20 protein-coding genes and 1 tRNA gene are annotated in these 23876 nt (G+C 52.0%); 9 read left to right on the top strand and 12 right to left on the bottom strand.

Features of this window, described 5'->3' with window-relative positions:
- Position 1: 1 nt before the first annotated feature.
- Positions 2 to 77 (bottom strand) — tRNA-Gly (locus tag SC206_RS00565).
- A gap of 217 nt (positions 78 to 294) precedes the next feature.
- Positions 295 to 840 (bottom strand): oligoribonuclease, encoded by a 546-nt coding sequence (orn, locus tag SC206_RS00560; protein ID WP_332733119.1) that lies wholly within the window; start codon positions 838 to 840, stop codon positions 295 to 297.
- Between the two features lie 108 nt (positions 841 to 948).
- Here orn and rsgA point away from each other — a divergent pair, with 108 nt between their 5' ends.
- From rsgA to SC206_RS00540, 4 genes are all read left to right on the top strand, one after another.
- Complete coding sequence (gene rsgA / locus SC206_RS00555; RefSeq protein WP_332733117.1) at positions 949 to 1986, top strand: small ribosomal subunit biogenesis GTPase RsgA; 1038 nt, start codon at positions 949 to 951, stop codon at positions 1984 to 1986.
- A gap of 103 nt (positions 1987 to 2089) precedes the next feature.
- Positions 2090 to 2998: an archaetidylserine decarboxylase gene (gene asd / locus SC206_RS00550; protein WP_332733115.1), complete on the top strand. Its 909-nt coding sequence runs from the start codon at positions 2090 to 2092 to the stop codon at positions 2996 to 2998.
- Between the two features lie 30 nt (positions 2999 to 3028).
- A complete protein-coding gene (gene mscM, locus SC206_RS00545; RefSeq protein WP_332733113.1) occupies positions 3029 to 6364 on the top strand; it encodes a miniconductance mechanosensitive channel MscM in 3336 nt (1111 codons plus the stop codon).
- Between the two features lie 258 nt (positions 6365 to 6622).
- A complete protein-coding gene (locus tag SC206_RS00540) occupies positions 6623 to 9211 on the top strand; it encodes an autotransporter outer membrane beta-barrel domain-containing protein (protein ID WP_332733111.1) in 2589 nt (862 codons plus the stop codon).
- Positions 9212 to 9380: 169 nt separating this feature from the next.
- Here SC206_RS00540 and epmA read toward each other — a convergent pair whose 3' ends face one another.
- Positions 9381 to 10358, bottom strand: coding sequence for an elongation factor P--(R)-beta-lysine ligase (gene epmA / locus SC206_RS00535; RefSeq protein WP_332733109.1), 978 nt, complete (start codon positions 10356 to 10358; stop codon positions 9381 to 9383).
- 107 nt (positions 10359 to 10465) lie between these two features.
- Here epmA and blc point away from each other — a divergent pair, with 107 nt between their 5' ends.
- Entirely contained in the window at positions 10466 to 11002 is a 537-nt protein-coding gene (gene blc, locus SC206_RS00530) for an outer membrane lipoprotein Blc (protein WP_332733107.1), read from the top strand.
- 69 nt (positions 11003 to 11071) lie between these two features.
- Here blc and SC206_RS00525 read toward each other — a convergent pair whose 3' ends face one another.
- The 3 genes from SC206_RS00525 to efp all read right to left on the bottom strand — a co-directional run bounded on the left by SC206_RS00525 (position 11072) and on the right by efp (position 12137).
- Positions 11072 to 11206 (bottom strand): entericidin A/B family lipoprotein, encoded by a 135-nt coding sequence (locus SC206_RS00525; RefSeq protein WP_332733105.1) that lies wholly within the window; start codon positions 11204 to 11206, stop codon positions 11072 to 11074.
- 146 nt (positions 11207 to 11352) lie between these two features.
- Complete coding sequence (locus tag SC206_RS00520; RefSeq protein ID WP_332733103.1) at positions 11353 to 11481, bottom strand: entericidin A/B family lipoprotein; 129 nt, start codon at positions 11479 to 11481, stop codon at positions 11353 to 11355.
- Positions 11482 to 11570: 89 nt separating this feature from the next.
- Entirely contained in the window at positions 11571 to 12137 is a 567-nt protein-coding gene (gene efp / locus SC206_RS00515) for an elongation factor P (RefSeq protein WP_332733101.1), read from the bottom strand.
- 41 nt (positions 12138 to 12178) lie between these two features.
- On the opposite strand from efp, the gene epmB reads away from it, so the two are divergent.
- Positions 12179 to 13207 (top strand): EF-P beta-lysylation protein EpmB, encoded by a 1029-nt coding sequence (epmB, locus tag SC206_RS00510; protein ID WP_332733099.1) that lies wholly within the window; start codon positions 12179 to 12181, stop codon positions 13205 to 13207.
- A gap of 118 nt (positions 13208 to 13325) precedes the next feature.
- Here epmB and SC206_RS00505 read toward each other — a convergent pair whose 3' ends face one another.
- The 6 genes from SC206_RS00505 to SC206_RS00480 all read right to left on the bottom strand — a co-directional run bounded on the left by SC206_RS00505 (position 13326) and on the right by SC206_RS00480 (position 18543).
- Entirely contained in the window at positions 13326 to 13670 is a 345-nt protein-coding gene (locus SC206_RS00505) for a DUF4156 domain-containing protein (RefSeq protein WP_332733097.1), read from the bottom strand.
- A gap of 207 nt (positions 13671 to 13877) precedes the next feature.
- A complete protein-coding gene (locus SC206_RS00500) occupies positions 13878 to 15239 on the bottom strand; it encodes a Fic family protein (RefSeq protein ID WP_332733095.1) in 1362 nt (453 codons plus the stop codon).
- 133 nt (positions 15240 to 15372) lie between these two features.
- Entirely contained in the window at positions 15373 to 15567 is a 195-nt protein-coding gene (locus SC206_RS00495) for a hypothetical protein (RefSeq protein ID WP_332733093.1), read from the bottom strand.
- Between the two features lie 347 nt (positions 15568 to 15914).
- Positions 15915 to 17561: a chaperonin GroEL gene (groL, locus tag SC206_RS00490; RefSeq protein ID WP_332733091.1), complete on the bottom strand. Its 1647-nt coding sequence runs from the start codon at positions 17559 to 17561 to the stop codon at positions 15915 to 15917.
- A 49-nt stretch (positions 17562 to 17610) separates the two neighbouring features.
- Positions 17611 to 17904: a co-chaperone GroES gene (locus SC206_RS00485; RefSeq protein WP_009636718.1), complete on the bottom strand. Its 294-nt coding sequence runs from the start codon at positions 17902 to 17904 to the stop codon at positions 17611 to 17613.
- Between the two features lie 156 nt (positions 17905 to 18060).
- On the bottom strand, positions 18061 to 18543 hold the full coding sequence (locus SC206_RS00480) for an FxsA family protein (RefSeq protein WP_332733082.1): 483 nt from the start codon (positions 18541 to 18543) through the stop codon (positions 18061 to 18063).
- A 376-nt stretch (positions 18544 to 18919) separates the two neighbouring features.
- On the opposite strand from SC206_RS00480, the gene aspA reads away from it, so the two are divergent.
- From aspA to SC206_RS00465, 3 genes are all read left to right on the top strand, one after another.
- Positions 18920 to 20353: an aspartate ammonia-lyase gene (aspA, locus tag SC206_RS00475; protein ID WP_332733080.1), complete on the top strand. Its 1434-nt coding sequence runs from the start codon at positions 18920 to 18922 to the stop codon at positions 20351 to 20353.
- Positions 20354 to 20570: 217 nt separating this feature from the next.
- Positions 20571 to 21872: an anaerobic C4-dicarboxylate transporter gene (locus SC206_RS00470; RefSeq protein WP_332733078.1), complete on the top strand. Its 1302-nt coding sequence runs from the start codon at positions 20571 to 20573 to the stop codon at positions 21870 to 21872.
- Between the two features lie 164 nt (positions 21873 to 22036).
- Positions 22037 to 23863 (top strand): protein-disulfide reductase DsbD, encoded by a 1827-nt coding sequence (locus tag SC206_RS00465; protein WP_332733076.1) that lies wholly within the window; start codon positions 22037 to 22039, stop codon positions 23861 to 23863.
- Positions 23864 to 23876: the final 13 nt, after the last annotated feature.

Raw genomic sequence — 23876 nt, 5'->3', positions numbered from 1 at the left:
TTGGAGCGGGAAACGAGACTCGAACTCGCGACCCCGACCTTGGCAAGGTCGTGCTCTACCAACTGAGCTATTCCCGCTCTGCATAACGACGAAATCATCTAAACGAATTCTTCATCGGTACGGGGTGCGCATTATACGAGAAATCTTTAACGCCGCAAGCCCCCTTTCACAAAAAAAACCGTTTTTATTCAATATTTCGTTCAAGTGCTGATTAAAAGAGCAGAGTGCGCATTTAACCAGCAAAAACGAGAGATTATCGACGTTTTAAGCCGCCTAAAATATTTTAGCTCTGCATCACAATTTAATAAAATGTTCGCGATAGTAGGCCAGCTCGGCCACCGATTCGCGAATATCGTCCATCGCCTGATGCGTTCCCTGTTTGGTAAAGCCGTCGAGAATTTCCGGCTTCCAGCGGCGCGCCAGCTCTTTCAGCGTGCTGACATCCAGATAACGGTAGTGGAAATAGGCTTCCAATTCAGGCATGTACTTGAACAGAAAACGGCGATCCTGCCCGATGCTGTTGCCGCAGATAGGCGATTTGCCCGCCGGCACCCACTGCTTCAGGAAGTCGATAGTCTTTTGCTGCGCGCTGTTTTCATCAAATTGACTGGCCTTCACTCTTTCCACCAGCCCGCTGCCGGTGTGAGTATTCACATTCCAGTCATCCATTAACGCCAGCTGCGCGTCGGACTGATGCACCGCCATCACCGGCCCTTCGGCCAGCACGTTCAGGTTGGCATCGGTAACTAAGGTAGCGATTTCAATGATTCGGTCGCGCTCGGGATTGAGGCCGGTCATTTCCAGGTCGATCCAGATGAGGTTGTTATCACTTACAGACATACAGGCTCCAGTTATGAAAAGTCCCACAACGGTTAATTAATACGAAATAGCTGGTATCATAGTCGTTTTGGTCGCAACGAGCGATTAAAGCCAGTCAAGTGAGGCGCAGTGACTAAGATAAAACTGTCAAAAGGGCAACAACGTCGCGTTAACGCCAACCACGAACGCCGTTTAACTAAAACGGACAAGCGGAAAGAGCTAGACGACTCCCTGCACGGCGAGCCGCAAGAAGGCATCGTTATTAGCCGTTTCGGGATGCACGCCGACGTTGAAGCTTCCGACGGCAGCCAGCATCGCTGTAACATCCGTCGGACCATCCGTTCGCTGGTAACCGGAGACCGCGTCGTGTGGCGCTCCGGCGAGAACGCCAGCGTAAAAGGCATCGTTGAAGCCGTGCACGAACGCACGTCGGTGCTGACGCGTCCCGATTTCTACGACGGCGTAAAACCTATCGCCGCCAACATCGATCAGATTGTGATCGTCTCTGCCATTCTTCCCGAGCTGTCTCTCAATATTATCGACCGCTATCTGGTAGCCTGTGAAACGGTCGAAGTCGAGCCACTGATCGTGCTCAACAAAATCGACCTGCTTGACGACGAAAGCCGCAAATTTGTCGCGCAGATGATGGATATCTATCGCCACATCAATTACCGCGTGCTGGAAGTGTCGAGCTATACCGGCGAAGGCATGGAAGAGTTTATTGCCGCGCTGACCGGGCGTATCAGCATCTTTGCGGGCCAGTCGGGCGTGGGTAAATCCAGCCTGCTCAACGCATTGCTGCCGCCGGAAGAGAAGCAGATTCTGGTGAATGACGTCTCCGACAACTCCGGTTTGGGTCAGCACACCACCACCGCCGCGCGCTTGTACCATTTCCAGCACGGCGGCGATGTCATCGACTCCCCGGGCGTGCGCGAATTTGGCCTGTGGCATTTGGCCGCCGAACAAATCACGCAGGGCTTCGTCGAATTCCGTCCGTATCTGGGCTATTGCAAGTTCCGCGACTGCAAACATGGCAGCGATCCGGGCTGTGCGATTCGTGAAGCCGTCGACAAAGGCGAGATTGCCGAGGAGCGTTTCGATAACTATCACCGCATTCTCGAAAGCATGGTCGATGTAAAAACGCGTAAAAATTTCGACAGCCTCTAATAATTGCTGTCAGTTACTTTAGAATCTTCGGGCGCATTTGCCGCCCGTTTTATTTTCATCGCTTTGTCACCCTGAGTGCCAAAGGTAACGAGAAGGTCTTCCCGTGTTAGAAAAATTCAAAATAAAATTACAATATCTGCTTCCTAAGCAAGGACTTACACGTTTAGCCGGCTGGGGCGCCGAGCGCCGCGCCGCGATGCTGACCCAGTGGGTTATCAAAGCGTTTGCCAGCTATTACAAGGTTGACATGAAAGAAGCGCAGGACCCGAAATTCTCGGCCTACGCGACCTTTAACGATTTCTTCGTCCGCCCTTTGCGTGCGGGCGCGCGTCCGGTAGTGAGCGGGCTCGACATGCTCTGCCTGCCTGCCGACGGCGCGGTGAGCCAGCTCGGCGCGATTGTCGATGACAAACTGTTCCAGGCAAAAGGCCATTTCTACAGCCTTGAAGCGCTGCTGGCGGGTAACTATCAGCTGGCAGAAAAGTTCAAGGAAGGCCAGTTTGCCACTACATACCTCGCGCCACGCGACTATCACCGCGTTCACATGCCGTGCGACGGCGTGCTGCGTGAAATGACTTACGTGCCCGGCGACCTGTTCTCCGTGAACCCGCTGACGGCGGCCAACGTGCCTAATCTTTTTGCCCGTAACGAGCGCGTAATCTGCGTGTTTGATACCGAATTCGGCCCGATGGTGCAGATTCTGGTTGGCGCAACGATCGTCGGCAGCATTGAAACCGTGTGGGCAGGTCAAATTACCCCGCCGCGCGAAGGCGTGATCAAGCGCTGGACCTATCCTGCTACGGGTGCCGAAGGCGCTATCGCACTGGAAAAAGGTCAGGAAATGGGCCGCTTTAAACTCGGCTCAACGGTGATCAACCTGTTTGCCGCCAACCAGATTACCTTTGTACCCCAGCTGAAAAACGGCACGGTGACCCGCATGGGCGAACCTTTTGCCGAAGCGCTGCGTGTATCGAAAACCGAAGAAACCGTTTCGCCAGACGTCGTAATTTAAGCCCGCAAGATTGTTGAAAGGAAAGAGTCAGTGCGCCTGATCCCCTCACTGTTGGTGAGTTTGCTGTTGGCGCTGCCTTTGTGCGCCAACGCTGCACTATCAGAAGACCAGCTCCAGCAGGAGTTGAAACAAGCCGAAGCCAACAAGGAGTCGGCCAACCAGGCGCAGATCGTTGAGGCGTTGCAAAATGCCATTAACTGGCTGAGCGATTCCCGCGCCTCCCTCGCGCGTTCCGGGCAATATCAAACGGTTATCGACGATTTCCCGCGCCTGACGCAAAGCCTGCGTCAGGAGCTGAAAGCGCAAACCGATAAACCGCTGCCGGTCGATGAAACCCTCTCCAGCGCAGAACTCGATCAGCAGATTTTGCAGGTCAGCAGCCAGCTGCTGGAAGAGGCGCGCCAGCTGCGTCAGGAGCAGGACCGCTCGCGCGATATCTCCGATTCGTTAAGCCAGCTTCCGCAGCAGCAGTCCGAGGCCCGCAATGCGCTGGCCGACGTCGATCAACGGCTGCAAAGTTTCAGCAATAATAATACCGCGTTGGCACAAGCCAAGCTGAAAGCCTTACAGGCCGAGTCTTCCGCGCGTAAAGCCCGCGTTGACGAGCTCGAGCTGGCGCAACTTTCTGCCAGTAATCGTCAGGAACTGTCGCGGATTCGCGCTGAACTCTATAAAACGCGCCACGATCGCCTCGACGAACAGCTACAAACGCTGCGCAACAATCTCAACAGCCAGCGGCAGAAAGAGGCCGAAACGGCGCTTGAGAAAACCGAGCAGCTGGCCGAGCAAAGCGGCGAGCAGCCAAAATCGATTTCCGAGCAGTTGCAGGCCAACCGCGAACTGTCGCTGGCGCTGAATCAGCAGGCGCAGCGCATGGATCTCATCTCTTCCCAGCAACGTCAGGCCGCGGCGCAAACCTTGCAGGTTCGTCAGGCGTTGAGCACCATTCGCGAGCAGTCACAGTGGCTGGACGCCTCGCCGCTGCTGGGTGAAACCCTGCGCGCGCAGGTCGCCAAGCTGCCCGAAATGCCGAAACCGCAGCAGCTCGACAGCGAGATGGGCCAGCTGCGCGTGCAGCGTCTGCACTATGAAGATTTGCTCGGCAAACAGCAGCAGTATCGTCAAGGCCGACAGGATGACGGACAGCCGCTAAGCGCCGCGCAGCAGCGAATTTTGCAGGCCCAGCTGAAGACGCAGGCTGACCTGCTGAACTCGCTGCTTTCAGGCTGCGATTCGCAAATCCTCGAGCTGACCAAGCTGAAAGTCGCCAATACCCAGCTGGTCGACGCGCTTAAAGATATCAACGACGCCGCGCACCGCTATCTGTTCTGGGTCGCCGACGTCAGCCCGTTGAGCTTTACTTATCCGCTGCAAACCATGCACGACCTGAATCGCCTGCTGTCGCTGGACACTCTTTCGCAGCTCGGCAAGGCGTCGGTGATGATGGTGACCAGCAAAGAGACGCTGATGCCGCTGTTCGGCGCGCTGATTCTGGTGATTGTCAGCATCAGTTCGCGTCGCCACTATTATAATTTCCTCGATCGCGCCAGCAGCCGCGTGGGCAAGGTCACGCAGGATCAATTCTCGCTGACGGCGCGCACGGTTTTCTGGTCGATTCTGGTCGCCCTACCCCTGCCCGTGCTGTGGGCGGCGCTGGGTTTCGGCCTGCAAAGCGCGTGGCCGTTCCCGATAGCCGTGGCCATTGGTGATGGCGTGACCGCCACGCTGCCGGTGCTGTGGCTGTTTATGATCAGCCACTATCTGGCGCACCCGAAAGGGCTGTTCATCACCCATTTCAACTGGCCGCAGCGCCGCGTTTCTCGCGCGTTGCGCTATTACTCGCTGTCGATCTGGCTGGTAGTGCCGCTGATTATGGCGCTGATTACCTTCGATAATCTCAACGACCGCGAGTTTTCCAATACGCTGGGCCGACTGTGCTTTATCGTGCTCTGCGTGCTGTTAAGCCTGGTAACGCAAAGCCTGAAACGCGCCGGTATTCCGCTCTATCTCGACAAGCAGGGCAACGGCGAAAACATGCTGAACAGCACGCTGTGGTGGATGATGCTCTCCGCGCCGCTGATTGCCGCTTTTGCCTCGATGCTGGGTTATCTGGCCACCGCGCAGGCGCTGCTGGCGCGTCTTGAGACTTCGCTGGCTATCTGGTTCCTGCTGCTGGTGGTCTATCACATCATTCGCCGCTGGATGCTGATTCAACGCCGCAAGATTGCCTTTGAGCGCGCCAAGCAGCGTCGTGCAGAGATAATTTCGCAGCGCGTGCGTGGCGAAGAAGAGTCAACGTTGGCAAGCAGCAACGAGGGCGCGGTGGAAATCGAAGAGCCGGTGGTTGATCTCGACGTCATCAGCTCGCAGTCGCTGCGTCTGGTGCGTTCACTGCTGGCAATGATTGCGCTGGTGTCGGTGATTTTCCTCTGGTCCGAAATTCACTCGGCGTTTTCGTTCCTTGAAAACATCAAGCTGTGGGACGTTTCGTCAACCACGCAGGGCGTCGAGAGCATGCAGCCGATTACGCTTGGCCACGTGCTGATCGCCATTCTGGTGCTGATCATCACCACCCAGCTGGTGCGCAACTTACCCGCCCTGCTTGAGCTGGCGCTGTTACAGCATCTGGATTTAACGCCGGGCACGGGTTACGCCGCGCTGACTATTACCAAATACGCCGTACTGCTGATTGGCGGGCTGTCGGGCTTTTCGATGCTCGGCATTGAATGGGGCAAGCTGCAATGGCTGGTCGCCGCGATGGGCGTCGGGCTGGGCTTTGGCTTGCAGGAGATCTTCGCCAACTTTATCTCCGGCCTGATGATCCTGTTTGAAAAGCCGATTCGTATCGGCGACACGGTGACTATTCGTAACCTGACCGGCAGCGTGACCAAGATTAATACCCGCGCCACCACGATTGTCGACTGGGACCGCAAAGAGATTATCGTGCCGAACAAGGCCTTTATCACCGAGCAGTTTATCAACTGGTCGCTGTCGGATTCGGTAACCCGCGTGGTGCTGAGCGTGCCTGCGCCGATTGAAGCTAACAGTCAGGAAGTGACTGCGATTCTGACGCAGGCCGCGCGCCAGTGTTCGCTGGTGCTTGATACGCCCGCGCCGGAAGCCTATCTGGTTGATTTGCAGCAGGGTATTCAGATCTTCGAATTACGCATGCATGCCGCCGAAATGGCCCATCGTATGCCGCTGCGCCACGAGATCCACCAGCTGATTCTGGCCGGATTCCGCGAGCACGGTATCACCCTGCCGTTCCCGCCCTTCCAGGTTCGCATGGAGACGATGAATCGTGCGCAAAACGGCGGTAATGCCACGTTTAGCAGCGGCGGTCCGCGTAATACCGGCGATTTATAATTATTAATTTAACGCCCCCGTAACAGATATATGCTGTGCGGGGGCGTTTTATTTAAAAAATATAAATAAGGTTCGTTTTAACCTGTAAGTTCAATAATAAATAAACCAACGCCCCGCTTTCCTTACTAGTACGATATCTCTGCCGCGCATTAACCTTGAAAATAGCTGTTACAAGATTGAGCTAATAAACCTTTCGCTGCTGCGAATTTAATTATTTGCACTATCGAATATTAAGCTAAAAAACTTCAAGGATTACAAATGCGAAACGTTATGCGTCTTTCAACACTGACCCAATGTATTTTACTGGCAACCACCTCATTAATGGTGGCGGGCAATGCTTCTGCTGCTACAACGGCAAACCAGCCAGTTGTAAAAAATGCAACGAAGCTCGAAACCAATAAAGATTTTGATATTGTCAAAGGCGGCATTAATAATACGCCGCAATGGGATTTACACGACAAAAATGCAAAACTGGCTGCAGTTTTAGAGCATGATGCCGCGGCGCATAATGTTTATTTTTCTGGCCCTGCTAGAGAAGCGAATGACCAGCAGGCTGTCATTATCAACGGTACCGACCTTTCCGGTAAATACATCAACATGAGCAGCGGCGGCAGCGCTGGGCTGATGATGTTACCAGGCAGCAAGGCCGACATGATTGAAATGGGCAATGCTAAAGCCAAAACTGATACCACCATTTATCTCAATAACGCGCAGTTAAACGGTCAACAAACGGGTAAAACCTACGACGATAAAGCGGATAAAGTTGCGACTCCGCCTACTCCTGCTGTTCATGCAAAAGATTATATGGACGGCGCGGCAATTTGGATGGATCCACAAGATAACGGCGATTTAACTGTCGTTGCTGGTAATCAATCAGTTATTAATGGTTCCATTAATGCTAAGGGCACCGGTAATAAAAGTGTTGCCTTTGAAAACAGCGCGTTAACAAACGGTTCAATTAGTTTTAATGGGGAATCTGTTAATAATATTTCGCTGAAAAAAAGCGACTTATTGCCTAATATCGATGCTGTTAATAATAAAATAGCACTAAGTCATCAAGATGCGATTACCTTATCTAATGCTAAAGAAAACCACGTTACTTTTGATAATTCTGGTGTCGATGGCATTAAAAATTTAGAGAGTTCAGGTGACTCTGATATCTTTATGGTTAATAAAAGCAAAGACAGCGGCGATATTATGATTTCAGCCGGTGGAACGGCGGCTATCGATATCAGTAATTCAAGCCATAAGGGGGATATCGATATATATGGGGAAAAAGGTGCAAGTATTTTTGTGACCAACCATGCCACCTCTACTGGTAACGTCGAGTTTGGTGCGGCTAAAAATCTGCTGACGGTTTCAGATCACTCCACCATGCTGGGCAATGTGATTGCGAATAACACCAGTAAAACCGATATGGTGGTAGGTAATAACAGTAACTACATCGGGACAATTGCAGGCGTTAAAACTCTCTCAATCAATGACCACAGTCAGGTTCTGACCTCAGAATTGAAAGATATGAATATCGCCATGCGTGACAACAGTAAGTTGGTAACAACCAACCTGAACCACAGCATTGTTGATATGAGCACCAGTGATTATCTTGAAGCTGCTAACGTCACCGGTGAAAACATTGCCGTCGTGAGCCAACTTTCTGCCGGAACTTCGGCGGGCACCCATACTTTGGCTGATATGAAACTCGCTAAAGATGCAAAATTTGGTAGCGTCTTCTCCAATGGCAAACAGGCCGTTTCTGCACGTAACGGTGCTTATAACAACGATTTGCAGCTTAGCACTGTCACTTTAGACAACAAATCCAAAGATGCTGTTGCGCATACTAATACAGTACTGTCCGTTAAACGTGCCGAGCTCGCCAGCGATGTGAAAAGCGCGATTGCCGGTCTTGACGGTGCCAAAGCGTCAGCCGCGTCAGTTACCGGCAGCATTGCCAATCGTATGAACACCTTGAACGCCAGCAACCTGTTCTACGGCGTGCATGAAGGCGCAAGCGTCTGGGGCGATTACCTGTTCCAAAATGCTGACCTTAAAGGCAATACCGATTCAAGCAGCAAACTGCAGGGCCTGAACACCGGCGCAGATTGGACCTGGAAACTAAATAACGGCGACAGCCTGACTTCGGGTATGGCTATCGGTAAAGTTAAAAACAAACTGACCCACGCCTCGGCCGCAGGCGATTTCAACAACCACGTGATGGGCGATTTCTACAGCCTGTACGCGGGCTGGCAGCAAGCGCTGCAAAATAACAGCTGGAGCCTGTTCGCCAATACCAACGTCAGCTATGGTCGTCTGAATTTCTCTGCCAACAGCGATAACGTGACCTCTGCAACTTCAGGCGTTAAAGAACATCTGAACAGCAACTATAAAGGCAACGTGCTGAATGCAGAACTTCGCTCAGGTGTGAACATTAAAGCGACGCCAACTATCGTGGTTCAGCCTTACGCACTGTTGGGCATGAATAAAGCGACCGCTGATGAATTTGCCAACAGTAATGTCAAATTCGCTAAAAATCAGACCAGCGCATGGTATGCAGGCGTGGGTACGCGTATTACCACTAACGTTGACGTTAAAAGCATCAAGCTGATGCCTTGGGCTGACGTAAGTTATACCCAGGAATTTAACGACAAGACTGATATCAAAGCGACCGCAGCGACTAAAGCGGGCGATTATCAGCTGAACTCGGGCAAATCACGTAAAGTGATGGCGGTCGGTGCGGGCCTGAATGCCGCAGTGACGAATAATCTGAACCTGAACTCAGGTATTTATACCAACGCAGGCGATACAACCAAAGATGTCAGCATCCGTGCAGGCCTGAACTATAACTTTTAAGAGCTGTAGTTTCTAAGATCTGTAGTTTTTAAGAGCTTTAACTTTTAAGCGCTAGCGCTACAGCGTCTAAAAATAAGCCTGTAAGCATCTTATTTAAAATTAATAAAAAGGGCTGATAATTTATCAGCCCTTTTTTTGTCTAATTTATGCAGACTATTTGGCAACTCGTTTAAGCGCGCGTTACCGGGAAAGCCAGCACGTCGCTCAGACTCTCCGCGCCCAGCGCAATCATCACCAGACGATCGACACCCAACGCCACGCCCGAACACTCCGGCATGCCGTGTTCCAGCGCGGCCAGCAGGTTCTGGTCAATCGGATGCTGTGGCAACCCGCGCGCCGCACGTTTACGGTTATCCTGCTCGAAACGCTGACGCTGCTCGCGGCCATCGGTCAGTTCGCGGAAACCGTTCGCCAGCTCCACGCCCTTGTAATAGACCTCGAAACGCTCGGCCACGCGATGATCTTCCGTGCTGATCTCAGCCAGCGACGCCTGCGTGGCGGGGAAGTGATATACAAAGGTCGGCTTGTCGCGGCCAATGTGCGGCTCTACGCCCATCGCAAACAGCAGCTGTAACAGCGTGTCGCGATCCTCTTCCTCATCGGCAATATTCGACAGATCCAGCTTGGCCGCCACTTCGCGCAGCTGCGTTTTGTCGGCAGATAAAGGATCCACTTCAAGATGACGGATAAAGATCTGCTGATACGAAACCGTCTCGGCGGTGTCGCAATCAAGGATCTGTTGCAGCAGGTCATCCATTTCATTCATCAGGCGGTACATGTCAAAACGCGGACGATACCACTCGAGCATGGTGAATTCGGGATTATGATAACGCCCTGCTTCTTCGTTACGGAAACTGCGCCCTATCTGGAAAATAGGCCCGCTTCCCGCCGCCAGCAGGCGTTTCATGTGATATTCGGGGCTCGTCATCATGTAGAGCGTCATACCATCGGCTGCGCCCGGTCCGACAAAGCGCGTTTCAAAAGGAAACAGATGAATGTCGGTGATCGTCGCCTGACTCATGGTCGGTGTCTCCACTTCCAAAACGCCGCGATCGTTGAAAAATCGACGAATTTCAGCGAGGATGGCCGCACGCTTCAACAAATTGGCGATAGATGCACTGGGTTGCCAGCTTGCTGTTTCGCTCATGATTACTTACTCCGATATCAGACAGGGCATGCAGTCTACTCGTATCACTGCGGGCAAACAAATTTCCGTTAGCTACAATTAAACTTCAACATCAGAAAGGGAAGACTATGCGTATCTTGTCCAAAATGGGCGTTTTTATTTCTGCACTACTTTCAGTCGGTTGCGCCGTTACGCCGCCTGACAACGTCAAAGTGGTCAATAATTTTGAACTCAATCGCTATCTGGGAAGCTGGTACGAAATCGCCAGACTCGATCACGGCTTCGAAAGCGGGCTGAAACAGGTCACCGCCAACTACAGCCTGCGCGATGACGGCGGCGTAAAAGTGATTAATCGCGGCTTTAATCCACAGAAAAACAAATGGCAGCAGAGTGAAGGGAAAGGCTATTTCACCGGCCCAACCTCGCGCGCGGCGTTGAAAGTCTCCTTCTTCGGACCTTTCTACGGCGGCTACAACGTGATCGTGCTCGACAAGGATTACCAGTACGCGCTGGTGTGTGGACCGGATAAAAGCTATTTGTGGATCCTGTCACGCGCGCCGAAACTTGACGAAAACGTGAAGAAACAGCTGCTGGAAACGGCGCAGGGCTACGGTTTCCCTATCGACAAACTGGTGTGGGTCAATCAGTCGAAAGCCTTGCAATAACAGTTTGAAGAGGTGATTCGAGGGAGAGCATGAGGGGTGACATAAAGAACGTTGTCACCCCCGAACGGCTTACTGAGCCGCTCTTTGAATAGCATTGCCGCCTGACGAAACATCTTCCCCGACACCGCGCGTGGTGTTGCAGGCGCTCAGCAGACTGGACAGAAGCAGTACGGACACGATGGTGAGGATACTTTTCTTCAGCATATAAATTCCTTCCTATAAGAGAATGTGAAGTATAACGATCCAAGTGTAGTTAAATTTTCGCCAGGAGGGATAACGCAGTAGAAAATAACAGCAAAAAGGAGAAGACGAGCACAAAAAAGGCCGACGAATGTCAGCCTGCTTTACTGTCAGCCTACTCTGGAGATAGCGCCGCCGAGGTGTTGAATGTCTTCACCAAAGCCGTGAACCGTATTGCAACCACTTAGCGTCGCCAGCGCCAGCACTGAAACCACGATCAACAACATTTTCTTCAACATTGTAAACGTAATCCAAAACCGGTGACTTTCTCATCGGCACTACAGCGGAAATATCTCACCGTAGTGCCTCGCATCAAACGTTAAACGTCTTATTTAACGCGTGAAACGTATTCGCCAGAACGGGTGTCAACGCGGACAACTTCGCCGATCTGTACGAACAATGGCACTTTAACCACAGCGCCGGTAGACAGGGTCGCTGGCTTGCCGCCGGTACCGGCAGTGTCGCCTTTCAGGCCTGGATCGGTTTCGGTGATTTCAGCTTCGATGAAGTTTGGTGGCTGAACGGCGATAGGACGGCCGTCCCACAGAGTAACGATACACTCTGCGTTATCTTGCAGCCATTTTGCCGCGTCGGAAACGGTTTTCGCTTCAACACCGTGCTGCTCGAAGGATTCAGGGTGCATGAAGTGGTAGAACTCACCGTCGTTGTACAGGTAGTTCATGTTGGTATCTACAACGTCCGCGCCTTCACAAGAGTCGGTAGACTTGAAGGTTTTCTCGACGCGAGAACCTGTCAGCAGACGACGCATCTTAACGCGTGCGAAAGCCTGACCCTTGCCCGGTTTTACAAATTCACTGGATTCGATCGCGTAAGGCTCGTTCTCGAACATGATTTTAAGACCCGGACGGAAATCGTTGCTAGAATAAGTCGCCATAATGGCCCTCTAAATTTTAAACTGGTAGCTTAGCCAAAAAAATGGCACACATTGTAACCCTAAATACGCCATTTAGAGAAGATTGGTTGTATCAACTCGGCGATGTAATTACGGACCCGGACGAACTGCTTACTCTTCTGGCACTTAACGATCATGCAGATTTGCAGCAGGGCCGCAATGCCCGTCGTTTATTCCCGTTGCGCGTGCCACGCGCTTTTGTTGCACGCATGCAGCCGGGCGATCCACAAGACCCTTTACTTTTGCAGGTACTGACCGCCCGTGAAGAGTTCATCGCGGCGCCAGGCTTTAGTACCGACCCGCTCGATGAACAAAAAAGCGTGGTGCCGGGATTACTGCACAAGTACCGAAATCGGGCGTTGTTGCTGGTAAAAGGCGGCTGTGCGGTGAACTGTCGCTACTGCTTCAGGCGCCATTTTCCGTATCAGGAAAATCAGGGCAACAAAAATAATTGGTCTCAGGCGCTGGAGTATATCCGCACTCAGCCAGAACTGGATGAAATAATTTTCTCCGGTGGTGACCCGTTGATGGCGAAGGACCACGAGCTTGACTGGCTTATCAGCGAGCTTGAGGCGATTCCGCACATAAAACGCCTGAGAATTCATAGCCGTTTGCCGGTGGTGATTCCTGCGCGCATCACTCAGGGCCTGTGTCAGCGCTTTGCCGATTCAAGATTGCAGGTGCTGATGGTGACGCACATTAATCACGCCAATGAAATCGACGATGCCCTGCGCGACAGCATGACGCGACTAAAAAAAGTCGGCGTGACGCTGCTAAACCAGAGCGTGCTGCTGCGTGGCGTCAACGATAACGCCGACACGCTGGCGCAGCTGAGCAATGCCCTGTTTGATGCCGGCATTCTACCCTACTATATTCACGTGCTGGATAAAGTGCAGGGTGCCGCACATTTCATGGTCAACGACGACGAAGCGCGAGCGTTAATCAAGGCGCTGCTGAGCAAGGTTTCGGGTTATCTCGTGCCGACGCTGGCGCGCGAGATTGGCGGCGAGCCGAGCAAAACGCCGCTGGATTTGCGTCTGACGCAGTCGTAAGCCAATTCAACACCCGCTATTTTTTATCGTTTTCTTATAAAAAGCGGATAGCAAAAGGGATGCCCGATGGCATCCCTTTTTTCTTATTGATGGCGATTCTTGTCGCGGTTTTGGCCGCTTATGGGCACTTGTAAACCTGACCCACCATCTTGCTGTCCAGAGGCGCAAAGCTGGAGAAAATATTTTGCGTAGGGCTGTTGGCACCATAAATGGTATTGCCGCCCATGTCCGCCGCCTTGTTACGCAGATCGTTGGCTGCACCGCGCATTGAGCTGCCATCACCGGCGGTACCGGAGAACCAGTTGCTCTGAGCACCGGTTACGGTTCCGAGTGCCTGACACTGGCTGCTCGGTTTCTCATCGGTGAATTTTACCTGCTGACCGGCAGAGTTTAATTGATGTGCAGTGCTACAGCCCGCCAGCAGCATGACTGCTGAAAAGCCAAGCAACATTTTAATCCGCATCTCTTTCCCCATTTATTTTGAGAATAACTTAACGCCTATCAGATAACATTTCGCAATCTAAGGCATCCGTTGCCGAGTTTACCCAGAATTCAACGCATTATCTGACACGACTTGTGGCAGAGCGCGCCTGTAGTTTACACGTTATTTGAACAGGAGGATGAGACTTATCTTACTGAAGACCACAAAATAAAGGTACAAATTTCGGCATCAGCGCACCTGTAACCGTTCTTCAAGATTTGCGGGCGCGATGTAACCAAAGGTTCTGCCCTTGAGTTTGAACTTGATGAGCAGATCCATTTCAGCCAGCTTATCGAGATAGCCACGAGCCGCCGTCGGAGAGATAGAAAAGTCATTTTCCAGCTCTTTAACCGTAAAAGTTCGCCCCGAGTGTTTCAGCGCCTTTTCGAGAATGGCGATGTGATGCAGGTTAAGTTTGGCGTAAACCGGCGAATGCTCCAATAGCGCGATCGCGTTATGTAACTCGTTAATTTTACTGTTTATATAGCCGGTAAATCGCTCAAGGGCCCGAATAATTATCGTGAGCTGAAAATCGATGAAGTGCGTGAGATCGTTGTTATCCGTTTCCGTAAATAGGAAACTTTTCATGTACTGTTTTGGCGCAGCTTTCAATAACGCCGAAATTGAGATGTATTTGAAATTTTCATACCCGCTTTTGAGCATAAACCAGTAAAACAGCGCCCGTGCGGTCCGGCCATTGCCATCAAAAAAGGGATGAATATAGCCAAGCATGAAATGCAGGACGCTGGCTTTCACGATGGGATGAATAAAGTCACTGCCCTGCTTGTGCTCGGCGTTGGCGTAATCGCACACCATTTGCAGCATCTGTTCAATATGCGGGTGAGCAGGTGCTTCGTGCACCGTTTCACCAGTCATGATATTTCTGACAAACACGGGTCCATTGCGGATCTCACCGGCCCGATGTTCATTTTCAAGCGCATCTTCTGTGGCAATTTTGTTGAACAGCAGGATCAGCTCGACGGTTAACGGCTGGTCTTTATGCGCCTCCGTGCTCTGAATAAGATTCCAGTTGTTCACAATCATTTGCTCGGAGAGATCTCTAGCCTCGCGCCCTGTTTCCAGCAATTCTTTGGCAACGCAGCGCGTGGTGACAGCGCCCTCGAGCTGGGCACTTGAAATCGCCTCTTCCATAATGACGCCGCGTGCCAAATGCAGCGACTTACCCTGCGCCGTGGCTAACTGCAAATGCTCGAAAGAAATCAGCTCGCCTATTTTATGCAGCTTGGCCATCAGCCCATTTTCTGTCGAGAAAAAGGGTTTGTTCTGTTCACAAACCAACTTGCCATGAGGCGTTAACGACCGTTTCATCTTCAAGATCAGATACGCGAGCGCTTTATTATCTTTGAAGTCACGCGCGCGGGTGATGAAACCATCCCAGTGAAGATAATTACCTTTACTATCAAAACCATGTTTATAGGAATCAAGCTTTTCGACAAACTCGAAAAACAGTTTTCTGCCCGCTGCGTCGACCAGCAGTGTGTCTAGCATCGCCGAATTCGGAGGAAGTTCTACGCCTTCAATCTTAGCCACAAAACCTCCAAACCAACTTTTGCAAAAACTTTGTTTACTACCTTAAGCCTCTCCCAAGGCGTTAGCAAACAACTTGCGGAAATAAAAAAACCCAGCCGCGAAGGACTGGGTCTTTTTATCTTTTACGACGTGTTCAACGCATTTTTTTTACGCGTCGTTCGAGTGGCTCGCCGACCGTGCCGGATTCACTGCTTGTTTGATGAAATACATCAGAGAGGACTTTAAAACGTTTATCTTTATATTCGGAAGCAATACGCATCACATCGTTTAGCGTAAAGCCATTCTCGGCACGCACTGGCGCAAGCATCTGGTTACGGTTCGATGACATGGATATTTAGCTCCTTATAAGATGAGTTGTAATAGTAGCCTACTTCTTGTTCGTTTTCACTCAGTACCTTATGGTACATCTTTGAGAATCCACGTCGAATAGCAATGACGACAATGGCTCGAAAGTTATAGGAAGTGATGTAATCAAAGATGGCTTCGGCAAGTCCCTTTTCAACTAACTCCCTTAGCTCTTTGAATGTGAATCCCATTCCAGTTATAGGCGTTAGCAAACAACTTGCGGAAATAAAAAAACCCAGCCACGAAGGACTGGGTCTTTTTATCTTTTACGACTTATTCAAACGCCGCCGAAACCGCGTCTGAACAGGCAGAAAAGCCGCCGGGGGATGATTACATCATGCCGCCCATGCCGCCCATTCCACCCATGCCGCCAGCGCCGCCCATGTCGCCTTTATCATCTTTAGGCAGGTCGGTGATCATGCACTCAGTGGTGATCATCAGGCCAGCTACAGAAGATGCGTACTGCAGAGCAGAACGGGTAACTTTGGTTGGATCCAGAATACCCATCGCGATCATGTCGCCGTATTCTTCGCTGTAAGCGTTGTAGCCGTAGCTGCCTTCGCCCGCTTTCACGTTGTTGGCGATCACAGAAGCTTCTTCACCGGCGTTGATAACGATCTGACGCAGAGGCGCTTCCATTGCACGCAGTGCAACTTTGATACCTACGGTCTGGTCTTCGTTGTCGCCTTTCAGGCCAGCCAGTTTGTGAGCAACGCGGATCAGCGCAACACCACCACCAGCAACCACGCCTTCTTCTACCGCAGCACGGGTCGCGTGCAGGGCATCTTCAACGCGTGCTTTCTTCTCTTTCATTTCAACTTCAGTCGCTGCGCCAACTTTCAGAACGGCAACGCCGCCTGCCAGTTTAGCCACACGCTCTTGCAGTTTTTCTTTATCGTAATCAGAGGTTGCTTCTTCGATCTGCTGACGAATCTGCGTCACGCGGCTCTGAATAGTTGCTTCATCGCCGATACCATCGATGATGATGGTGGTGTCTTTGTTGATAACAACACGCTTCGCCTGACCCATATCTTCCAGCGTTGCTTTTTCCAGCTCCATACCGATCTCTTCAGAGATTACAGTACCGCCAGTCAGCGTCGCGATGTCTTGCAGCATAGCTTTACGACGGTCGCCGAAGCCTGGTGCTTTAACAGCAGCCACTTTCACGATGCCGCGCATGGTGTTAACCACCAGCGTAGCCAGTGCTTCGCCTTCAACATCTTCAGCGATGATCAGCAGCGGTTTGCCGGCTTTCGCAACGGCTTCCAGTACTGGCAGCATTTCGCGGATGTTGCCGATTTTTTTGTCAGCAAGCAGGATGAACGGGCTTTCAAGTTCGATAGAACCTGTTTCCGGCTTGTTGATGAAGTAAGGAGAGAGGTAACCGCGGTCGAACTGCATACCTTCTACAACGTCCAGCTCGTCGATCAGGCCAGTGCCTTCTTCAACGGTGATCACGCCTTCTTTACCGACTTTTTCCATCGCCTGAGCAATCAGTTTGCCCACGGTTTCGTCGGAGTTTGCAGAGATAGTACCAACCTGCGCGATAGCTTTGGAGTCAGAGCAAGGAACAGACAGCGTTTTCAGCTCTTCAACAGCAGCAACAACTGCTTTGTCGATGCCGCGCTTGATGTCCATCGGGTTCATGCCGGCAGCCACAGCTTTCAGGCCTTCGATGATGATTGCCTGAGCCAGAACGGTTGCGGTAGTCGTACCGTCACCCGCAGCATCGTTAGCTTTGGACGCAACTTCTTTCACCATCTGCGCACCCATGTTTTCGAACTTGTCTTCTAGCTCGATTTCACGTGCTACAGAAACGCCGTCTTTAGTGATCGTTGGCGCACCAAAAGATTTGTCCAAAACTACGTTACGGCCTTTAGGACCTAAGGTAACTTTTACTGCGTTAGCAAGAATGTTCACGCCGTTCAGCATTTTTACGCGAGCGTCATTACCGAATTTTACATCTTTAGCTGACATTATAATTTCCCTTAAATTCGTTCAGTTCAGAAAATGGGTGAAGAGACGATTAGGCTTCTACGATAGCCAGAATGTCGCTTTCAGACATGATCAACACTTCTTCATTGTCGATCTTCTCAGCTTTCACGCCGTAACCGTCGTTGAAGATGACGATGTCGCCAACTTTAACGTCGAGCGCTTTCACTTCACCGTTTTCCAGAATGCGACCATGACCAACAGCCAGGATCTCGCCACGGGTAGATTTACCCGCTGCAGAGCCCGTCAGAACGATGCCGCCAGCAGATTTGGATTCAACTTCTTTACGCTTGACGATAACGCGGTCATGCAATGGACGAATTTTCATTGATAACTCTCCTGTGAGCAGGTCCATATCTAATTATTAGGGGTTGAACGCCAGGTAGAAAGTCTATCCTGACCTCGTGGTTTGATTAATGGGGTGCTTTACACGCCCATTCAAGGGGAGCAACGAAAAAATTTTGAATTTTCTTTGCTCGCCGTATTAGCGATCTTCCGGATCTTTTCTGTCGTGTTCCAGCGGCGACACCAGACGCTCTGGATGCTCGTCCTTACGCTGGTATTCACCTTCAAACGTATTGCCCGCCGCCGGACCCGCGCCGCCCGGGCGATAGATATTCAGGTGCGGCATCAGCTTGAGGGTCAGCCGTTTTTGTACCGGCGGCAGCAGCAGCAGCAGGCCGCAGATATCGGTAAAGAAGCCCGGCACCAGCAGCAGAAAACCGGCCAGAACCAGTGACACGCTTTTGACCATTTCCGCCGCCGGACTCTCGCCGAGCGCCATCTTTTGCTGCATCTGGAAAATGGTTTTCATGCCCTGATTGCGCACCAGCGAGACGCCCACGCACGAGGTAAAGACCACCAGCAGCAGCGTAATTGCCACGCCTAAAACAGCAGCAACTTTGATAAATAGGGTTATTTCTATGTACGCGACAAGAAATAAAATCAGTAGAGGTAACCAGCGCACAGCGCTCTCCTTGTAATGACAAGCTCCAAAATCAGCGATTCAGAACTCTAAAATAGGGGCCCCATAGGCGTATCCTATGAAGGCTGATTCCAATGAGATGGTATCTTAAGCGGGCATTTTCAAGCCGTTGATGCGATTTAAATTGAATGCCCTTGTCGCACATTAGATATTTAGAAATATTGTGAGAAATTTCACACTTATCCAAAGCTTTGTTGATAAAGGCTGGGTGCAGCGTACTTAGTACGTGCAATTCGCAACAGGCAGCATATGATCGCCCCCACGGCCGCGCTGAGTGGTGTAATATCTTATTTAGCTCAACGTCTATAACATTTATCTAATCAGCCTGTAACTATTTAGCACCAAAAAGAAGGTTCTCATGTCAAATACGATTCGTATCGAGGAAGATCTGCTAGGTACACGTGAAGTCCCGGCCGATGCTTATTGGGGTATTCATACCCTGCGCGCTGTTGAAAACTTTTATATCAGCAATACAAAAATCAGCGATGTGCCCGAGTTTGTTCGGGGCATGGTGATGGTGAAGAAAGCCGCCGCGTTAGCCAATAAAGAGCTGCACACTATTCCACGCAAAATCGCCGACGTAATTATTCAGGCTTGTGACGAAGTGTTGGACAAAGGGAAATGCATGGATCAATTCCCGATCGACGTGTTTCAGGGCGGCGCGGGAACCTCCGTCAACATGAACACCAACGAAGTGCTGGCGAATATCGGCCTCGAGTTAATGGGTCATCAGAAAGGCGATTACCAGTTTCTGAATCCAAACGATCACCTTAATAAGTGCCAATCCACCAACGACGCCTACCCAACCGGCTTCCGTCTGGCGGTTTACACCTCTTTGCTGAAGCTGATTGACGCGATTAGCGAGCTTGGCGACGGTTTCGAGCGCAAATCGGTCGAGTTCGAAAAGATTCTGAAAATGGGCCGCACCCAGCTGCAAGACGCCGTGCCAATGACGTTGGGTCAGGAGTTCCACGCGTTTAACGTGCTGCTGAAAGAAGAGACCCGCAACCTGCTGCGCACCGGCGAGCTGCTGCTTGAGGTTAACCTCGGCGCGACCGCTATCGGCACCCGTTTGAACACGCCGGAAGGTTATCAGCAGTTGGCGGTGCAGAAGCTGGCCGAAGTCAGCAATCTGCCGTGCATTCCAGCCGAAGATTTGATTGAAGCGACCTCCGACTGCGGCGCGTACGTAATGGTTCACAGCTCGCTGAAACGCCTGGCAGTCAAGCTCTCCAAAATCTGTAACGACCTGCGCCTGCTGTCGTCGGGTCCGCGCGCCGGTTTGAACGAAATCAACCTGCCGGAGTTGCAGGCTGGCTCGTCAATCATGCCCGCTAAAGTCAATCCGGTGATCCCGGAAGTGGTTAATCAGGTCTGCTTTAAAGTGATTGGCAACGACGTTTGCGTAACCATGGCCGCCGAAGCCGGACAGTTACAGCTGAACGTGATGGAGCCGGTCATCGGCCAGGCGATGTTTGAATCTATTCACATTCTGACCAACGCCTGCTTCAACCTGCTCGAAAAATGCATCAACGGCATTACCGCCAATAAAGAAGTCTGCGAATTCTACGTGTTCAACTCGATTGGTATCGTCACCTATCTGAACCCGTTTATTGGTCACCACAATGGCGATATTGTCGGGAAAATCTGTGCCGAAACCGGTAAAAGCGTGCGCGAAGTGGTGCTTGAACGCGGACTGCTGACCGAAGCCGAGCTGGACGATATCTTCTCCGTCGAGAACCTGATGCATCCGGCCTACAAAGCCAAGCGTTATATGGATGAAAACGAGTAATTCGCCTTGGTTCACCGTTGAATAGCTGATGGATCACAAGTGAATACCGTTAAAAAATAAGATCCCAGAAGGCGCGAAGGTCTTTTAATCTTCGCGCCTTCTCTTTTTTAGAAAATAATCCTGCCTTCCCGCGCCATTTCATTAATAATCCCCTCTCAGTTCTTGTTAAGTCTTTTAAAAGTAATCTTGAATACAAAAGAAGAGTGGAAAGGGTCTCATGGTCATTCTCGAGTTAATCATTGTTTTTGCTGCGATATTTTTGGGTGCGCGTCTCGGCGGCGTGGGGATAGGTTTTGCCGGTGGATTAGGTGTGCTCGCGCTTGCCCTGCTTGGCGTGAAGCCCGGCAGTATTCCGTTTGACGTCATTTCAATTGTCATGGCGGTTATCGCCGCGATTTCAGCGATGCAGGTCGCGGGCGGCATGGATTATCTGGTTCTGCAAACCGAAAAACTGCTGCGCCGTAATCCGCGTCACATCACGATCTTAGCGCCGATTGTCACCTACGGCCTGACTGTTCTAGCCGGAACCGGCAATATTTCCCTTTCCGCGCTGCCGGTAATTGCCGAGGTCTCGAAAGAGCAAGGCATCAAGCCGAGCCGCCCGCTCTCGACCGCCGTGGTTGCCGCGCAAATCGCCATTACCGCCTCGCCGATTTCTGCGGCGGTGGTGTATATGTCTTCCGTGATGGAAGGCCACGGCGTCAGCTATTTGCATCTATTAATGGTGCTGATTCCGTCCACGCTCTGCGCCGTAATTCTGACCGCGATTTTTGTCAGCCTCTGTTTTGATTCGAAATTAGAAAACGATCCGGTCTATCAAAAGCGATTCAACGAGGGATTAATCAGCCTGCGCGGCAATAAAGTGCTGGAGATTCAACCGCGTGCCAAAGCGTCGGTAGCGATTTTCCTGCTCGGCGTGCTTTCAGTGGTGGCCTACGCCGTGATTAGCAGCCCGGGAATGGGCCTGATTACCACCCCGCTGATGACCACCAACAGCGCGATTTTGATTATCATGCTGAGCGTCGCGACGCTGATTACCTTGGTGTGCAGCGTCGATACCGATCGCATCCTCTCTTCCGGCACTTTTAAGGCTGGCATGAGCGCCTGTATCTGTATTCTCGGCGTGGCGTGGCTCGGCGACACCTTCGTGCAGGCCAATCTCGGCGGCATTAAAGAGACGGCGGGCGGCCTGATTCAGGCGCATCCGTGGCTGCTGGCGATTATCTTCTTCTTTAGCTCGGCGCTGCTTTATTCGCAGGCCGCAACGGCTAAGGCCTTGATGCCGCTAGCATTAGCGCTGAGCGTCTCGCCGTTAACCGCCATCGCCTCTTTCCCGGCCGTTTCAGGGCTGTTTATTCTGCCGACCTATCCGACGCTGGTCGCGGCGGTGCAAATGGACGACACCGGCACCACTCGCATCGGCCGTTTCGTGTTTAATCACCCGTTCTTTATTCCGGGCACGGTAGCGATCGTCCTGGCGGTATTATTCAGTTTCGCCCTTGGCAGCCTTATTCTGTAACAGCTTTGCCCCCCAATAATCGGTCATATTGGCCGATTTTCTCCTTAAAGGCAGGGTTTCGGCCCTGCTTGCCGTTCTCCTCTTCGGCCATGACGCGTATAATGGCGGGTTAAAAAACAGGCGATAGCAATCTCCTCCGCCCATTCAATAGAGAACATGCTTACGTGAAGGATTACCGAGTTATCAAGACCCTTTTGCCCCTGATTTGCCTGTTGCTGAGCTGTTTACTGCTGCCCGCGCGCAGCGACGCCTCGCTGTTTGGCTCCTCTACGTCGCCGCATTTTGTGACCGTCGATCAGGCCTTCGAATTTGATTTTTCACAAAAAGGCGCGGATTTGGCGCTGAACTGGAAAATCCGCGACGGCTATTATCTTTACCGCCAAAAGATTGAAATCGTTGCCAAAGACGCGACGCTCGCGGCCTATATTCTGCCCAAAGGGCTGGCGCATCACGACGAATTCTTTGGCGATTCGGAAATCTATCGCGACCGGCTCAACGTGATGATCCCCGTGCGCGAAGCTAAAGAGTCTGCCAGCCTGCGCGTGACCTATCAGGGCTGCGCGGCGGCCGGATTCTGCTATCCGCCCGAGACGCGCGAGATCCCGCTGAGCGCCGTTTCCGCCATAAACGCGACCTCACAACAAACCATTATTAATACCAACAACACCAACAACACCCACGCGCCCGTTACTGCACCCATCACCGCGCCCGTTACCGTACAGACCACGCCGCAACCTACGCCGCTGCCCTTTTCGCCGCTGTGGGCGCTGCTGATCGGCATCGGCGTGGCCTTTACGCCATGCGTGCTGCCGATGTATCCGCTGATCTCTGGCATTATTCTGGGTCGCCAGCGCGCAAATTCTTACAGCCTTAAACGCATCTTTATGCTGGCGCTGCTTTATGTGCAAGGCATGGCGCTGACCTACACGCTGCTCGGCGTAGTGGTCGCCGCCGCTGGACTGCAATTTCAGGCCGCGCTGCAAAGCCCGTGGGTGCTCGTCAGCCTGTCGGTGATTTTCATCGCCCTCGCGCTGTCGATGTTTGGCCTGTTCACCCTGCAATTGCCCTCTTCCGTACAAACGCGGCTGGCGTTGTTAAGTAATGAGCAAAAAGGGGGATCGCTGATTGGCGTGTTTATTATGGGCGCGATCGCCGGACTCATCTGCTCGCCCTGCACCACCGCGCCGCTCAGCGCCATTCTGCTCTACATCGCGCAAAGTGGAAATCCGTGGGCCGGTGCAGGCACGCTCTACCTTTACGCGCTCGGAATGGGCATTCCGCTGATCGCCGTCACCCTGTTTGGCAATCGCCTGCTGCCACGCAGCGGCCCGTGGATGAATACCGTTAAAGAAGGTTTCGGCTTTGTCATTCTCGCGCTGCCGGTCTTCCTGTTGGAAAGAGTGATTGGCGATGTCTGGGGCCTGCGCCTGTGGAGTATTCTGGGCGTCGCCTTCTTCGGCTGGGCCTTGCTGCTGAGTTTGAAAAGTACCCATCAAAACGCCTCGCGCGGCCTTTTCAAAGTGATCCAGCTGCTGCTGTTTGCGGCGGCATTAATCGTCAGCCGACCTTTGCAGGATTGGGCGTTTACTTCGGCTTCCAGCCAGCAAGCCAATAATCACGCGCTAAACTTTCAGAAAATTCATAACGTCGACGAGCTCAACGCCGCGCTGCAACAGGCCGGAAACCGCCGTGTGATGCTGGATCTCTACGCCGATTGGTGCGTGGCGTGCAAAGAGTTCGACAAGTACACCTTTACTACGCCGCAGGTGCAGGATGCGCTGGCAAACACCCTGCTGCTGCAAGCCGACGTGACTCAGAACAGCCCCGAGCAGGCCGCGCTGCTCAAGCATCTCAACGTTTTGGGACTGCCGACGATTCTGTTTTTTGGTGCCGATGGCAAAGAGCTGCCGCAGTCGCGGGTGACAGGTTTTATGGACAGCGCAGAATTTACCGCGCATTTGCACAATGCCGAGGCATCAACGACACTGTAGCGATAGCGATAGC

Origin of the sequence: Rouxiella sp. T17, assembly GCF_036663475.1 — a bacterium.
In the GTDB taxonomy this organism is placed as follows: Bacteria; Pseudomonadota; Gammaproteobacteria; order Enterobacterales; family Enterobacteriaceae; genus Rouxiella.
This window is presented reverse-complemented; position numbering and strand designations above follow the sequence as displayed.

Excerpts from the sequence above, each read along its gene's own strand:
- epmA (WP_332733109.1), bottom strand. The coding sequence starts at position 10,358 with ATGAGCGAAACAGCAAGCTGGCAACCCAGTGCATCTATCGCCAATTTG.
- efp (WP_332733101.1), bottom strand. The coding sequence starts at position 12,137 with ATGGCGACTTATTCTAGCAACGATTTCCGTCCGGGTCTTAAAATCATG.
- SC206_RS00540 (WP_332733111.1), top strand. The coding sequence starts at position 6,623 with ATGCGAAACGTTATGCGTCTTTCAACACTGACCCAATGTATTTTACTG.
- SC206_RS00525 (WP_332733105.1), bottom strand. The coding sequence starts at position 11,206 with ATGCTGAAGAAAAGTATCCTCACCATCGTGTCCGTACTGCTTCTGTCC.
- SC206_RS00485 (WP_009636718.1), bottom strand. The coding sequence starts at position 17,904 with ATGAAAATTCGTCCATTGCATGACCGCGTTATCGTCAAGCGTAAAGAA.
- SC206_RS00495 (WP_332733093.1), bottom strand. The coding sequence starts at position 15,567 with ATGTCATCGAACCGTAACCAGATGCTTGCGCCAGTGCGTGCCGAGAAT.
- SC206_RS00520 (WP_332733103.1), bottom strand. The coding sequence starts at position 11,481 with ATGTTGAAGAAAATGTTGTTGATCGTGGTTTCAGTGCTGGCGCTGGCG.
- aspA (WP_332733080.1), top strand. The coding sequence starts at position 18,920 with ATGTCAAATACGATTCGTATCGAGGAAGATCTGCTAGGTACACGTGAA.
- SC206_RS00505 (WP_332733097.1), bottom strand. The coding sequence starts at position 13,670 with ATGCGGATTAAAATGTTGCTTGGCTTTTCAGCAGTCATGCTGCTGGCG.
- groL (WP_332733091.1), bottom strand. The coding sequence starts at position 17,561 with ATGTCAGCTAAAGATGTAAAATTCGGTAATGACGCTCGCGTAAAAATG.
- epmB (WP_332733099.1), top strand. The coding sequence starts at position 12,179 with ATGGCACACATTGTAACCCTAAATACGCCATTTAGAGAAGATTGGTTG.
- SC206_RS00470 (WP_332733078.1), top strand. The coding sequence starts at position 20,571 with ATGGTCATTCTCGAGTTAATCATTGTTTTTGCTGCGATATTTTTGGGT.
- orn (WP_332733119.1), bottom strand. The coding sequence starts at position 840 with ATGTCTGTAAGTGATAACAACCTCATCTGGATCGACCTGGAAATGACC.
- blc (WP_332733107.1), top strand. The coding sequence starts at position 10,466 with ATGCGTATCTTGTCCAAAATGGGCGTTTTTATTTCTGCACTACTTTCA.